This is a genomic window from Flavobacterium sp. (assembly GCF_035299245.1).
Lineage (GTDB): Bacteria > Bacteroidota > Bacteroidia > Flavobacteriales > Flavobacteriaceae > Flavobacterium.
In genome coordinates, this window is sequence record NZ_DATGWY010000022.1 from 62154 (window position 1) to 77904 (window position 15751).

A 15751-nucleotide genomic window follows, 5' to 3' on the forward strand; every position below is an offset into this window, starting at 1 on the left:
TATTATTTTAAACTTCCTCTAAATCTTCTGTATGTATTAACGATTGCAGTTGCAGCTTCGTCAATTGAATACGTCAACGTATCGATTTTTGAAGTAAATAAGTTGTAAGTCACAATCGCTAATGCAGAAGTAGAGATACCTGTCGCTGTATTAATAAGTGCTTCAGAAATACCATTTGCTAACATCGCTTGATCTGGAGTTCCAGCAGTCGCTAACGCACCAAACGCTTTAATCATACCTGTTACCGTTCCTAATAATCCGGCAAGAGTTCCTAAAGAAACTAATGTAGATAAAATAGTCATATTTTTCTCTAACATTGGCATTTCTAAAGCAGTAGCTTCTTCAATTTCTTTGTGAATCATTTCAGCAGCTTCTTCACTGTTAAAACCTTCTTTTTTAACATCTTGGTATTTTACTAATGCCGCTTTAATTGCATTAGCTACAGAACCTTTTTGTTTGTCACAAGCAGCAATAGCATCGTCAATATTACCTGCATTAATGTTCGACTGAACTCTACCCATAAATTGGTCTAAATTACCAGTTCCAGCAGCTTTAGAGATAACAAAATATCTTTCAAAAGAGAACACAATTACCATTAATAATAATCCCATCAAAACGGGTACAATTGGACCTCCTTTGTAAACCATTGCTAAATAGTTTCCTGGTAGCGGATGACCTGTATTTACTCCACCTTCAAAGTTTGAACCCGCACCCATGATGAACTGCCAGATGATCCATCCAACAAAAATACATAATGCAATTACAATCCCAGAGAACATTCCTCCTCCGTTTGAACCCTTTTCTTTTTTAACGTTTGCCATTTTTAAAATTTTTAATAGTTTTTAAATAATTATAAAGTTTTTTAGTTGTTAAATAAAACTTGAATAGGAGCAAATTTAATTTTTTAGTTTAAATAAAAAAACTTTTTTTACTTTTTATATGATATTGTTAAGACTCTATTTCTGTGACAACTTTACCAAATTGTTAAGTGATTTTTTATTCTCTTTAAAACTAGACTGAATACTAAACATTTAAAACCTACACCTTATACTAATCATAACGAAGAAAAAACAAACATTATTATCTACATAGAGGAAAAAAAGGATGAAAAGGTTGGAAAAAATAAAAAAATACTGACTTTTTACTTTTCAGAATAATCAAAAAATATAGTACCTTGCACTTAAAATTATCTATTTTACTTTAAATTTTACATTCAAAATGAGCTCTAAAGAAAATTTTATACAACATATAAACGATGGCTACACTACTAAAGGGGATTCGATTTTACTGGGTGCAGCAATTTTAGAAAAAGAACCTGTTGGCGAGACACAGGTTAAAATTCCACTAAAAACACTGAATCGACATGGCTTAATTGCTGGAGCAACTGGAACTGGAAAAACCAAAACCATTCAAGTACTTTCTGAGCAGTTATCTTCATTTGGAATTCCGGTTTTAATGATGGACATTAAAGGAGATTTTTCTGGAATTGCTAAAGCAGGTGAAGAAAAACCATTCATTACAGAACGTCATACTAAAATCAACATTCCTTATACAACCGCCGAGTATCCAGTTGAATTAATGACACTTTCGGCTCAAGATGGTGTGCGACTGCGAGCCACAATCTCAGAATTTGGTCCAGTTTTATTTTCAAGAATATTAGATTTAAACGACACCCAAGCTGGAGTAGTTTCGGTTATTTTCAAATACTGCGACGATCATAAAATGCCGCTTTTGGATTTAAAAGACATAAAAAAAGTATTGAATTATATTACCGAAGAAGGCAAAGCAGAAATCTCTGAAGAATACGGTAAAATTTCAACTTCAACTACAGGAACTATTTTGAGAAAAATCATTGAGTTGGAACAACAAGGCGGTGATTTCTTTTTTGGTGAAAAATCATTCGAAATTGACGATTTGATGCGAATTGACGAAAACGGCAAAGGCTATGTAAGCATCATTCGACTGACCGACATTCAAGATAAACCCAAATTATTCTCAACGTTCATGCTGAGTTTGTTGGCCGAAATTTACCAGCAAATGCCCGAAAAAGGTGATGTTGATCAACCAGAATTGGTTTTGTTCATAGACGAAGCGCATTTAATTTTTAATGAAGCTAGTAAGGTGTTGTTGGATCAAATTGAAACCATAATTAAATTAATTCGTTCGAAAGGAATTGGTGTTTACTTCATCACCCAAAACCCAATGGACATTCCGAAAGGAGTTTTGGCGCAATTGGGATTAAAAATACAGCACGCTTTAAGAGCATTTACTGCCAACGATCGACAAGCTATCAAACAAACGGCAGATAATTATCCAACATCGGAATACTACAAAACCGACGAAGTACTCACGTCACTCGGTATTGGAGAAGCTTTTGTAACCGCTTTAAATGAAAAAGGAATTCCGACTCCATTGGCCGCAACCATGCTTCGTGCGCCGCAAAGTAGAATGGATGTTTTGACCGAGAGTGAAATTGCAACTATCAATGCTCAATCGAAATTGGTAAAAAAATACCAAGAAGAAATCGACCGCGAAAGTGCTTATGAACTATTGACTAAAAAAATCGAATCGGCCATAGAACAAGCCGAAGAACAAGAGGTGGAAGAAAAGAAAAGCAATGAACCAAGTACTGCTGAAGTCATAGGAAAGTCGGTAACCAAAGTAGTAACTAGTGCTTCATTTATAAGAGGTGTTTTTGGGATTTTGATGAAAATGTTCAGAAAATAGACCGCTGCGCTACAAGAAGAAAGAAGAAAGAATACAAATAATCGGATGAAAAGTTTTATGACTATCGGCTTGCTCGTACTGTCTAATGTTTTTATGACATTAGCTTGGTACGGTCATTTGAAATTTAAAGAACTCAAATGGTTTGAAAATGCGGGCTTGATTACCATCGTTTTACTCAGTTGGGGTTTGGCATTATTTGAATATTGCTTTCAAGTACCGGCGAATCGAATTGGTTTTCAAGGCAACGGCGGACCTTTTTCTCTGCTTCAACTGAAAGTCATTCAGGAAGTAATCACGCTGATTATTTTTGTAATATTCTCTTTATTATTTTTTAAAAATGAGACTTTAAAATGGAATCATTTAGTGGGAATGTGCTTTTTGGTGTTGGCAGTGTATTTTATTTTCAAAAAATAAACTCTCATTCAAAACAGTAAAATACTCACTCAGAATACTTTATTATTGATTTTGCGGAAGTAAATTAATTGTTTTTTATATATTTATATGCTTAGAAAACCAAATTCAATTCTTCTCTCAAAACTGCTTAGCTATGAAAAAATACTACTTACTCTTTTTGTTTTTGGGTTTATTGAGTAATGCTCAAATTGTAAACATTCCCGATGCCAATTTTAAAGAAACTTTATTAAATCATTATCCTCCAATTGACACAAATTACGACAATGAAATTCAAGTTAGCGAGGCGTTGAGTGTAAGTGAACTGACTTTAAGTTTATACACAACAATAGATTTAACAGGAATAGAATCTTTCACTAATGTTACAAATCTAGATATAAATTCTTCTAATTACTTGACAAATATAGACTTAACCAACTTGATCAATCTTCAAAATCTAAACTGTTCATTCAATCACAACTTAACAAGTATAAACTTAAGCAACTTATCAAATTTAACATCAATCAATGTTAATTACAATGATGATTTAAATCAAATAAATTTTAATGGAACTACCAACTTAACAACATTCGTCTGTACTAATACTGGTATTAGCTCATTCGATTTTTCTCAAAATAGTAGTTTACAAACTATAGATTGCTCTAATAACAATTCTTTAAACACTCTTATTTTAACCAATTTAACTAATCTTCAAAACTTAAATTGCTCTGACAATTACTTTCTAACAAACTTAGATTTGAGCAACTTAACAAGTTTACAAACTGTTAATTGTTCTAGCTCAGGCCTTACATCTATTACGACAACAGGAGCGAACAGTATAACTCATCTCAACTGTTCTAATAATTTTTTGACATCATTAAATGTTACAGGCATGAGTAATCTACAAGTGCTTAATTGTAGTTACAATAAACAATTTAATAATATAGGCTTGACTAGTTTGGATTTAACTGGCTTAACCAATTTAACGCAACTAAATTGTGGTACAAACTCTATTTCAACACTAGAGGTCTCTCAGTTAACCAATCTTACTTCTTTGTACTGCGAAAGAAATCTCATTACTTCCTTAACAGTTGCACCTTTGATTAATCTTACCAATTTAAATTGTGCTGTTAATCAAATATCAATACTAGATGTTTCAACACTTACAAGTTTACAAACTCTAATTTTTTACCAAAATTTGTTGACAATAATTGATTTAAGCAATCTTATCAACTTGAACTATTTAGACACTTCTAATAATCCATTAAACAGTTTAGATGTTACAAATTTGACTCAATTAATGAGTCTATCTTGTTCTGGAAACAATTTAACATCTTTGAATTTAAATAATCAAACTGAGCTTCAAAGTCTTTATTGCGAAAACAATTTATTAACAACTATCGACCTGTCTAATTGTCCTCTTTTAAGATCTATTGGATTAGGCGGCAATCTTTTCACATCAATAGATTTAAGTAATCTTACAGCTTCAAATGACTCAACTGTTTCTTATGCCTTATTTTTAGGAGATTCTCCGAATCTAGAATATGTCAATTTTAAAAATGAACTTGTTAATTTAAATGATTTGATTTTGATAATGCACGTATATGAGTGCCCAAATCTAAGTTACTTTTGTACCGATGAGAGTAATATCGCAACTATTCAAGAGATCATGCAAATTCAAAATCAGAGCACTGCTAATGTAGGCTCCTATTGCACATTTATTCCCGGTGGAATTCACAATACCATTTCGGGAATAGCAACTTTAGATATCAATAATAACGGATGTGATGCTTCGGACTATCAGCCTGATGATTTGAAAATCACAATAAACGACGGAACAACTTCGGGTGCGACGTTCTCTAATAATGGTGACTATGCTTTTTATACCCAAGCTGGTAGTTTTACGCTGACTCCTCAATTTGAAAATCCGTATTTCACTGTTTCTCCAGCAACTGTAACTTTAAACTTTCCTACTTTAGATGGTTCTACGCAAACACAAAATTTTTGTATCACACCCAATGGAGTCCATAATGATGTTGATGTGGTTTTGTTGCCTATTACTCCTGCTCGTCCTGGTTTTGATGCAACCTATCAATTGACTTACAAAAACAAAGGAAACCAAACGCTCTCTGGAACCGTAAATTTTAGTTTTGACGATGCTATTTTAGACTTTATAACTGCAAATCCTGCTGTCGACTCGCAGGTTGTGAATGTTTTGAGTTGGAATTATTCTAATTTGTTGCCTTTTGAAAGCAGAACGATTCATTTCACTTTGAATGTGAATGCTCCTACTGAAACTCCGCCTGTAAACATTGACGACGTATTAAATCTCGCCGTTATGATTGAGCCGATTGTTAACGACGAAACGCCAGAAGACAATGTATTTAATTTAAATCAAATTGTAGTGGGTTCGTATGATCCGAATGATAAAACCTGTTTGGAAGGCGATGCTATTTTGCCAGAAAAAGTAGGTGATTATCTGCATTATTTAATACGTTTTCAAAACTCCGGAACGGCTCCAGCTGAAAATGTTGTGGTAAAAGATATGATTGACACCAACAAATTCGACTTGGCTTCTTTCCAACTAACGGCCACTTCGCATCCGCAAGTGACTCGAATTACAGGCAATAAAGTAGAGTTTATTTTTGAAAACATTCAACTTCCTGCTGAGCAAGACAACGAACCAGCAAGTCATGGTTACATCGCTTTTAAAATCAGAACCAAAAACAATTTGGTGTTGGGAAATAGCGTTTCCAACACTGCCGATATTTATTTTGATTACAACTTTCCGATTATTACCAATACAGCAACTACAACCATTGTTGCTTTGGGAGTGGATGAATTTGAAAATGCGTCAGTTGTTATGACACCCAACCCAGTAAAAGACCATTTAAGCATTAGTGCAGATGATGTGATTACCTCGATTCAAATGTATGATGTTCAAGGCCGATTGATTACTACTCAACTCAACAATTCTAACACTTTTAACTTGGACATGAATCAACAGAGTTTGGGTATTTACTTTGTAAAAGTAATTACTGAAAAGGGTGTGAAAGTGGAGAAAATAATTAAAGAATAACGAGATTGCTTTGCTTCGTGCCTCGCAACTCCTCACAATAAACAAATGAAAAAATACTTTATACAAAAAGCGCCTTTTGTAGTTCCGACTACGGATGGGAAATTAATTGAAGAGCATCACGGAATTCCAACTACGGGAAATGCCGAAATTTCGATTGCGCATATGATTGCGCCGCCAAAATGGAGCGAACCCTTTCAAACGCCCGAATTTGAAGAATATACTTATATTATTTCGGGGAAAAAGCAATTTATTATTGAAGGTGAAACCGTAATTTTAGAAGCTGGACAATCAATTAAGATTGAGAAAAATACCCGCGTTCAATATTCGAATCCGTTTGATGAACCGTGTGAATACATTGCAATTTGCAAACCCGCTTTTGATTTTGAGAAAGTGCATCGGGAGGAATAAATTCAAAAAAACTAATACCAAAATCCAAATAAATTTTAAAAGCAAAAATTCAAATTTCAAACTACTGTTCTAGCCCAGATAGAAGTGGAAAGCCTTTTGAAATGGAAAACCATTTTTTGTTGTTTTTAAGAAGCGACCAACGGAAGCTTATGAAAAACGTACAAAAATGATTTGGAATGAAAAAGCTTGAAACGAATAGCTGGATTGGCTTCTAATTTCTTCAGATTGCTTGAGATTGCTTCGCTTAAAAGCTCGCAATGACTGGCTCGCAATGACTACTTTTTTAAAAGTTGGATGATTTTGTTTTCGACTTCTTGGCTGTTCCAATTTTCTTCGATCTTGGGCATTTGCATAACTTCCTCCATGATTTTGTTTTGGAAATCGCCCAACGCCAACGCTTCTGAATACGGATGCAAACTGAATGTCACGCGACTGTACAACGGCAGCCATTTATCGGGATGTTTATCGGAGAACCATTTTTCAATTTTCTTTTGCAATAAGAATTGGGCATCGGCAGTTTTGGTACTCATTTCGACAAAATTGCGTCGCGAAAGTTCGGCAATCGCATCGGCATTGGGTTTACGTGATTTTTGGTATTCAGAAAATACTTTCTTCCAGTCGTCACCGTACTTACTAATCATTTCGTTGAGAACAGTAATATCTTCAAAACCTGCATTCATTCCTTGTCCGTAAAAAGGTACAATGGCGTGCGCTGAGTCGCCAATTAGCGCTACTTTGTCTTCGTACGTCCACGGATAGCATTTCATAATCGCCAAATAACTCGTTGGGTTTTTGAAAAAATCTTTGACTAAATCGGGAATAACTTCTTTGGTATCGGGGAAAAACTCGGCAAAAAAGTCAACCAAAGTCGCTTCGTCTTTGAGTTGTTCGAACGAATTTTCACCTTCAAATGGCATGAACAACGTACAGGTAAACGAACCGTCTAAATTGGACAATGCCATGAGCATAAAATTGCCTCTAGGCCAAATATGGAGTGAATTTTTATCGATTTTATGTGTTCCGTCGGGATTGGCGGGAATGTGTAATTCTTTGTAGCCCAATTTCATGAATTCTTGCGAATAATCGAACATACTTTGGCGTTGCATACGGTGGCGAATGCGGGAAAAAGCACCATCGGCACCAAAGACTTTATCGTATTTTAAGTCGGTCCACTCGCCTCTTTCAGTTTCGCCCATATGAAGAGTTGCATCGGCAAGCGTTACATCCCAAATTCGGTGTTCGAAGAAAAATTCGACTCCGGCTTCTTCCGCTAAATCAATCATTCTACGATTCAAAACACCGCGTGACAATGAAAAAATGGCCTCACCTTCTTTACCGTAATATTGGTAATTGAGTTGACCGTCTTTAAGGTGAATGGCGCGTTTGTCAACTGGAATTCCGATTTTACGGATTTCATCATTGAGGCCGACGTCTTCCATGGCTTTCCAACCGCGGTGCGACATGACTAAATTGATGGAACGACCCGAAAATTCAACGGTTCTGATATCAGGACTTCGGTCGTACACATGCACCGTATGACCGAGTCTTTTTAGGTAGATTGCCAGTAATGTTCCGACTAGACCCGAACCTACAACGGCAATTTTTTGGGGTGTTTGCATTGGATTACAATAAGCGGTTGTGCAAATTTATTGAATTTTAAACACAGATTTCACAGATTTACTGAGATTATTTTTTACTTCAATTTACTAGGCAAAAAAAGCCAAGTAAAATTTTGGAGTCTGTGAAAATTTGTGAAATCTGTGTTGTCTCTTTTTATTCCGGTTTGAAAACCAATTTAGTAGACGTTGCAATAATTTCTTTTTTGTTCATCTTCATTTTTCTGAATTTTCCTTGAGCGTACATTTCGGCTTGATCGTCGTAATGTTCGCTGGTTGGCACTCCTGATTGTCCGGTTGGAAGAATACTTACACTGTTTTCAACATCTGAAAAATCGATGATTCTTCGTGTCGATGGTCCAGCGGTAACTTTGTAAATTCCGTCGCCCGTCATCGGAAAAATAAGGTTATTGATTACTTCGTTGGCGCCGTCCACTTCAAAAGTTCCCACATTAAAATAACCGCTTAATGCTTTTACTTTTCCGAGCGGATGTTGGTGTTCTAAGGTGTGTACTTTGCCCCAATTCCATGAAGTAAGATCATTGCCTAGTTGAGTTTCCAATTCGGCAATAGCTTCTTTGAAGGAACGATTTAAAATTTCGGTGCGGGTTTCTTTTTTGTCAGCAGTTGCAACATCATCCCACCAAGGAGAAGTTTCATTTTGACTCTGACTGGCAATAGTTTGCTTCATGATGTGAGTTCCGAGAAAAGCGGTAAAGTTTTCTTTTCCTAACTCGTCTTGAAAGGTATTTTTAAGATAACAATAGAGCCATTTGGTGTAAATAGTGGGTGCAATTTCTGATTGTAAATTGGAGCCTGTCCACTTTTGAATGGTTGCTAAAGCTTTCTTTTCATTGGCATTCAAAACTTTTTCATCGATTACTTTGGCCCAACTTTTTGCCACATTTGGGCTTACTGCAGAAGTATTATCCAAAATCATTTTTTGAACATCGGTTGAAGTCCAATTGTTTTTGGGTTCGAGTAAAATAGAAATTCGTTTGGCGCGATCTTCTGGTAAATAATAACCTGGATACAAATAGCCATCGACAGCTTCGGGCTGATTATTGGACGAATACACATAATGCCATGGCGGATTAATAGCAGATGGGTTTTTTGAAAAAGGAAGAAATTCTTTTTTGTCGTCTATGCCGTTGCTTCCGTTTAAAATAAAATTTGGGTTGACCGATGCATCCATTTTATACAATTTTCCAGAGGTAATCCATGCAATGTTATTTTTTGCATCTCCGTACATTACATTGAGACCTGGCGCATGAATGAGTTCAACTTTTGAATAAAAATCGGTCATATTTTTAGCATGCGAAAGTCCATACACTGCATCCAAAATTTGATTTTTTTGTTGGGTGTAGATCCATGACATCGCGATTGGCTTGGTGGTCGACAACGTAGAAAGTAAATCGTTCATAATTGGACCATGAACCGATTCTTTTACATTTAAAGTGACTGAAGTGCTGTCTTTGACTTTGATGATTTTCTTTCGAATGGAATATTCTTTGTAATTCTCACCAACTTTATATTGATTGGTGTTTTGTGGATGTTCTTCTTCCTGAAATAAATCCAAATCATCGTTTTCAAACATGGTCAAACCATAAGCGTAATTACGATTGTGGCCTAACAATGGAAATGGAGTTCCGGCCAAATAATATCCGTACATTTCATAATCTGGAGTAACGATGTGCGCTTCATACCAAGTACATGGTTGAGAAAAACCGATGTGTGGATCATTGGCAAAAATTACTTTTCCGTTTTTGGTTTTTTGAGCACCAATTACCCAACTATTGCTTCCTATAAAAGGTGGAATTGGCGAAGATTCCAATAGACTTGAAATTGATTTTGAAATTTCAGAATAGTCAGCAACTTCACCTTTGTAGTTCTTGAGTTTTGTTTTGCCTAGCGAACCATCAATTCCGAAATCTTTTAAATAATCGATTCCGAATTTATCTCGAATATCAGTCAGCAATGGATCTGTTTTTTGTGCCATTGCAAAACTGAACGACATGAATCCGAAGATGTTGTAAATATCATTTAATGTGTACTTTTCTTTTTCAATTCCGATGAGTTCAAATTCGAGTGGCGTTTTTCCGTTTTCAATAAATTGATTAACACCATCAAGATAAGCCAATGCTAGTTTATAGGTTTCAGAATTTTTGTCAAGCTCAGCAATTGCTTTTTTTGAATTTTCATCAATCCCAACACCAGCAAAAAATAAGTCATTTTTTAGTGCCTTTGACCCAAAAAGCTCTGACAATCTTCCAGGTGCAATCCGACGCATTAGTTCCATTTGCCACAATCGATCTTGAGCATGAACATAGCCTAGCACAGTTAATGCATCCTTTTGGGAATCGGAATAAATATGCGGAATTCCGTAATCATCAAAATAGACTGTTGTTTCTTTAGAAATTCCATTCAAAGAAATTTCCCCATCATAACTTGGCTTTTTGTATTTCGTGTAGGCAAAAATCCCTAATGCTAGTAAGACAAGGAAAACAACAAAAATAAAACTGATTTTTTTTAGCTTTTTCATTTGAGGCAAATTGGTTACTCAAAGCTACTTAATTATTGGGAATTAATCATAAAAAAAATGTGCCTAAAATCTAGATGATTTTAAGCACATTCACAAATATAGTGGGGCATTACTATTTCTTATTTTTGTCATCTATAATGGCACCAGTTCCAGCACCAACACCAGCACCAACCAAACCACCAATTATAGCACCTTCTCCTTTTTTCTTACTTACAATAGCTCCTGTTGCAGCACCAACACCAGCTCCAATAACTGCACCTTTAGCAGCACCACTCCATCCTTTTCTCTTTGTTGTAGTTGTGGCTGTTGAATTAGATCCTGAAGATTGATTAACATAAACGACTTCTTTTTCTTTTTCAGCTTTGGCCACTTCTTGATTCATAGAGTCGATGATTCTTTGTTTTTCCATAACTAAATTCATTGAATCAACTACTTTTTGTTTTTGATCTTCCAAAGTTGAAGCTTGCTCATTAGTGTTTTTACATGATGCTAATAACAAGGTTAAAAACGATGCGTATAAAAATAAATTTTTCATAATACTTTTTGTTTAAAATTAATAATACAAAGTAAGCACTTCACATGTAATGAATATTTACACAATTTACGTTAAGATTTATAGAATTTCAATTTAAGAACACAAAACAAAAAAAATCTTAATTTTTTAACATTAAAACAATTGTCTTGTTAAAAATTAAAAAATAGCACTCTGTATACATTCATTTTATTGCTAATAATGTATATTTGCTGTAGTTTCTATATATTATTAATACTAACAACATGCTTATGAGAAAAATTTACTTTACATTTTTATTGGCTATTAGCTCTTTAAGTTATGGTCAATTTTCTGAGAACTTTGATACTGCCGCTAGTATGCCCGCTGGTTGGGCAACTTACAGAGGCAGTAATGGTTTAGGCACAGCTTTCGATTGGACTTTTATTGCTACACCACGTAATTTTAGCGCTCCTAATTCGGCTTTTGTTCGTTATGAAGCAAATACAGGCGGCACAAATGAAGACTGGATGGTAACTCCTTTAATTGATTTAACCAGTTATACAGGTGTAAATTTAACTTTTTATGGTGGTCAGCAATATACAGCTGCATACGGAACAACTTATGAAGTTTTGGTTTCAACAACTTCGCAAACAGATATTGCAAGTTTTACACCTGTAATGATGTATGGCGAGTCTGACTTCATTAGTACAGGTGCAGCACCATTCACAGCAGCAGATCTTAAAACAGTAGATTTGAGTGCATATGATGGACAACAAATTTACGTAGCTTTCAAAATGTCTCAGGACGATGGTGACAATTGGTTCATAGACAACGTAGACGTAACAGGAACATTGAGTAATGTTGATTTTGAATCTACAATCAATAATATATATCCAAATCCAACAACGGGTATAGTTACAATACAGCACAACGAGACACTTGAATCAGTAAAAGTAATTGGGTTGTTAGGAAATGTAGTTAAAACATTTTCAAATACAAGCACCATTGATTTGAGTGATTTGAATTCGGGCACTTACCTGCTTAACATCATTACAGAAAGCGGAAAAACAACTACTCGAAAAGTTGTAAAACAGTAAACATTAGAATAAAATAAAAGAGTCCGTTAATTAAACGGACTCTTTTTTTATGAGATTAAAATACAATCTTTTCTCCTACTTTAAGACCATTGTTTTTGGCCAAAACACCACACATGTGAAAGAGCATTCTTGCACCTACATTTCCATCCCAATCATCATTTTCACCAGGAGCGACCTCGACCAAATCAAAACCAATAATTTCTTTACCGCTTTCGGCCAATTTGTTGAATAAATAAGTAGCCTGTTCGAATGAAAATCCACCCGGCACTGGAGTTCCAGTATTGGGGCAATACCAAGGATACATACCATCAATATCAAAACTGATGCATACTTTTTGAGGAAGTTGGTCAATTATTTGATTGCATTGATGTTGCCAAGTTTTTCCTTCGAAAGTTTCTTTTTTCATATCAGAATCAGTGTGAACCACCACTCTTCCTTGGGATTGTTGCACTACTTCCACTTCTTGTTCGCAAAAATCACGAATCCCGACTTGAACAATCTTGGAGATCTGAGGCAATTGGAGTGCATTGTACATTATGGACGCATGCGAATAAGTAAAACCTTCATAGGCAATACGTAAATCCATATGAGCATCTAAATGAAGAATTCCAAAATTATCGTGTTTTGAAGCCAAAGCTTCGTAATATCCTAGAGGTGTAGAGTGATCACCACCTAACAAAACCACTTTTTTACCTTGATTCATCCAATGCAAAACGGCTTCTTTTACTTCGGTATGCAAATCGCGACACACTTTATTAATTACTTCTAAATCGGATTGCAAAGTTGGGATTTTACTCACGTCTAATCCATCTTCTAACGCTTCAATTATTGGTTGAGCTAGTGCTTTATACTTGTTAGAATTATTCTTCCAAGTTTCAGGAATTTCAGCATAATAGATTCCGAGTTTCCATAATTCAGGAAAATCTTGATGATTCAAATCAACTTGAAATGAGGCATCAAGAATTGCCTCTGGTCCATCAGATGCTCCAGCTCCATAACTTACGGTCACTTCCCATGGAACTGGAATAACAATTATCTCTGATTGTTCGGCTGAAAAAGGCAATCCAAACACAGTAGCATCAGCTAAACCTGGTTGAGATGGATCGAAGTTGAGTATGATTTGTTCTTTAGTCATTGTATTACTTAAATTATTGTACAAAGTTAGCTTTTATAAAGGAGTTTGAAAAATTTCAATAAAAAAACCACAACATGAAAACATATTGTGGTTTATATTTTAAAATCTAAAATGTTATTCTTTGATGAACTTAAATGTAGCTTTAGAAGAGTTGAAATAGATTGTATAAACACCTGAAGCTAATTTAGAAACATTTACTACTTGCTCATTTGAATCAATAGTATGTTCCATTACTTTTTGTCCTAATAAATTGAAAATAGTAATACTTTCCTGAGAGTCAAATTCACCTTGAATAGTTAAATTACTTGAAGTTGGATTAGGATATACCACAATATTTTTCTTAACATTTTCGTCAACACCTAAACTTGGTGTAACAGTTAATGTAAACGTTCTGGTTACAGTACTTGCCCCTGATGTAGCAACCATAGTAATTAAATGATCTCCTAAACCAACAACGGTTCCTGTATTTGGAGTTTGAGTTAACACTGCATCACAATTGTTAGTGATTGGATTAGCTAACTCTGCATAACTTGGTAAAGTATACGTATTACTCGCGTCTGCTTGAACTGTTTGATTAGGAATAGCGTTCATTCTCAATGCAATTGATGGCATAGTATAACCCGCATCAGTAAATTTCTCAGTGATCACTTGAATTTCAGAACATGGATAATTCATATTCATTGCAGCGGTACGAACCGCTATTGCCGCATTTTGTTGATTCGTTGAACTAACGGTTAAATCTAAACCGTTAAGGAAAGCCTTATCTGTTTTTTCTCTTCCTAAAACATCCCAAATTGTCATTAAGGCTGTAGCCCAAATTTGACCATCTGTGTGAATTTGCCCCACTAAACCTCCTGGATAAGTCGCTGAATAGTTCGTAATTCTACCTGGCCAAAATGGATTATGACCATCCCAACTGAACATATAGTGATACGCAGCATCTGATTCTGTCCATTGATTCAAACTTCTGCTATACGATTGTGCCCAATAATCGCCACAACCTTCACTCAGACCATTCACTTGAGACAATCCGCCCGAAGTAATCCAATCGTGAAGACCATGACCTAATTCATGAAGAACTACATCTGCGTCTTCTGCATCATCAACTCCACCTTCACCAAATTGTAATTGACCATTACTGTAAAAAGAATTATCAGCAGAATTTGCTCCGTGTGGATCGTACCAAACTAAACCTGCATTAGCCGATTGATAAGGAACACATGTAATTCCTAAAGTTTGGTTGATGTATCGCATACTCTTGTCAATGTGATAAAATGCATTAGCAGCCTCAAATCCGTCTTGATTTCTGTTAAAACTAAAATCAGAAGTTGCTTGCGTGAACAATCCTTTTGCTGGTGACCCTAATTCTCTAATGTCAGCGTAAGAACTTTTCAAACGATAAACACCAGCCGTTAAGTCAATTTCTGGCAATGTTACAGATACTCTTGCATTGTTCAATTGTGTTGTATTGGCATCATTCCCATCAGTATAACCTGCAGCATTATAAGCTACACCTGCTTGAGAAAGTGGATCAGGATTAAATACCATAGCTGTTCCAGTTACAAATGCTAAAGGTGCATAAGAAACTGTTTTTTGAAATGGATTATCGCATTTTACGGGTTTACCAAACTGACTTGCATTATGTCTTTTGCTTTTATAATAGAAAGCTATGTCTTTTACACTTAGAACAGTTCCGTTTTGAGCATCAATGATTGTTTCCCAACTTCCTATTTTATTGAAAGAAGTTGTTACAACTCTATAAACCAATTTAGTAGACTCTAATTTATTATAAACAAACAAATTACACTCTTGAAAAGTAACATCACTATCTATTTTCAATTCATTGTTGGAAATAGCGATTGCATTTTCTTTGGATAAAGAAGGTACTGTTGTGATACTAGTAACATTTGCGTCGTAGTTTACGGCTGAACTTGTCACTTCGTTATTGGTGTAGTGAACTAATACTTCGGTATCAAATACAGGAACATTATTTAGCATTTGTTGAAAACGTAACGTTTCACCAAACTCTGTTTTTCTTACAGCGCGTAAATTAAAACTTTGATTGGGATTGATGTGCAATTCTGTTGAATGGTCTTTAATCCATTGACGTGCTTGAGTTTCTTTTTCTGAAGAAACTTGAGCCCATAATGAACTTGCCAAAGCAAAGAACAGTGTAATTGAGAGTTGTAATTTCATTTTCATAGTGGTGGTGGTTTTTTATTATAGTGCGTAAATATATTAATTTTCAGAAAGTTGATGGATTT

Annotated in this window: 11 protein-coding genes; 5 read left to right on the forward strand and 6 right to left on the reverse strand. The window is 35.1% G+C overall.

The features are described from left to right. Nucleotides 1–2: 2 nt before the first annotated feature. Entirely contained in the window at nt 3–821 is an 819-nt protein-coding gene (locus tag VK161_RS13990) for a MotA/TolQ/ExbB proton channel family protein (protein WP_324215414.1), read from the reverse strand. 397 nt (nt 822–1218) lie between these two features. Here VK161_RS13990 and VK161_RS13995 point away from each other — a divergent pair, with 397 nt between their 5' ends. The 4 genes from VK161_RS13995 to VK161_RS14010 all read left to right on the forward strand — a co-directional run bounded on the left by VK161_RS13995 (nt 1219) and on the right by VK161_RS14010 (nt 6604). Beyond that, complete coding sequence (locus tag VK161_RS13995) at nt 1219–2727, forward strand: helicase HerA-like domain-containing protein (RefSeq protein ID WP_324215415.1); 1509 nt, start codon at nt 1219–1221, stop codon at nt 2725–2727. A 45-nt stretch (nt 2728–2772) separates the two neighbouring features. Next, entirely contained in the window at nt 2773–3141 is a 369-nt protein-coding gene (locus VK161_RS14000; RefSeq protein ID WP_324215416.1) for a DMT family protein, read from the forward strand. Between the two features lie 1276 nt (nt 3142–4417). Then, entirely contained in the window at nt 4418–6196 is a 1779-nt protein-coding gene (locus tag VK161_RS14005) for a T9SS type A sorting domain-containing protein (RefSeq protein ID WP_324215417.1), read from the forward strand. 45 nt (nt 6197–6241) lie between these two features. Further along, a complete protein-coding gene (locus tag VK161_RS14010) occupies nt 6242–6604 on the forward strand; it encodes a cupin domain-containing protein (protein ID WP_324215418.1) in 363 nt (120 codons plus the stop codon). Between the two features lie 275 nt (nt 6605–6879). On the opposite strand, the gene VK161_RS14015 is transcribed toward VK161_RS14010, so the two are convergent. The 3 genes from VK161_RS14015 to VK161_RS14025 form a co-directional block, all read right to left on the reverse strand. After that, nucleotides 6880–8223, reverse strand: a complete 1344-nt coding sequence (locus VK161_RS14015) for an NAD(P)/FAD-dependent oxidoreductase (protein WP_324215419.1) — start codon at nt 8221–8223, stop codon at nt 6880–6882. A 154-nt stretch (nt 8224–8377) separates the two neighbouring features. Then, nucleotides 8378–10762 (reverse strand): penicillin acylase family protein, encoded by a 2385-nt coding sequence (locus VK161_RS14020; RefSeq protein WP_324215420.1) that lies wholly within the window; start codon nt 10760–10762, stop codon nt 8378–8380. 112 nt (nt 10763–10874) lie between these two features. After that, complete coding sequence (locus VK161_RS14025) at nt 10875–11297, reverse strand: glycine zipper family protein (RefSeq protein WP_324215421.1); 423 nt, start codon at nt 11295–11297, stop codon at nt 10875–10877. A gap of 248 nt (nt 11298–11545) precedes the next feature. On the opposite strand from VK161_RS14025, the gene VK161_RS14030 reads away from it, so the two are divergent. Then, the gene (locus VK161_RS14030) at nt 11546–12352 is read left to right on the forward strand and encodes a T9SS-dependent choice-of-anchor J family protein (RefSeq protein ID WP_324215422.1); all 807 of its coding nucleotides are present in this window, start codon (nt 11546–11548) and stop codon (nt 12350–12352) included. Nucleotides 12353–12407: 55 nt separating this feature from the next. On the opposite strand, the gene VK161_RS14035 is transcribed toward VK161_RS14030, so the two are convergent. Both VK161_RS14035 and VK161_RS14040 read right to left on the reverse strand, forming a co-directional pair. Beyond that, nucleotides 12408–13487 (reverse strand): agmatinase family protein, encoded by a 1080-nt coding sequence (locus tag VK161_RS14035; protein WP_324215423.1) that lies wholly within the window; start codon nt 13485–13487, stop codon nt 12408–12410. 114 nt (nt 13488–13601) lie between these two features. Continuing rightward, entirely contained in the window at nt 13602–15689 is a 2088-nt protein-coding gene (locus VK161_RS14040; protein ID WP_324215424.1) for a T9SS type A sorting domain-containing protein, read from the reverse strand. Nucleotides 15690–15751 lie beyond the last annotated feature (62 nt).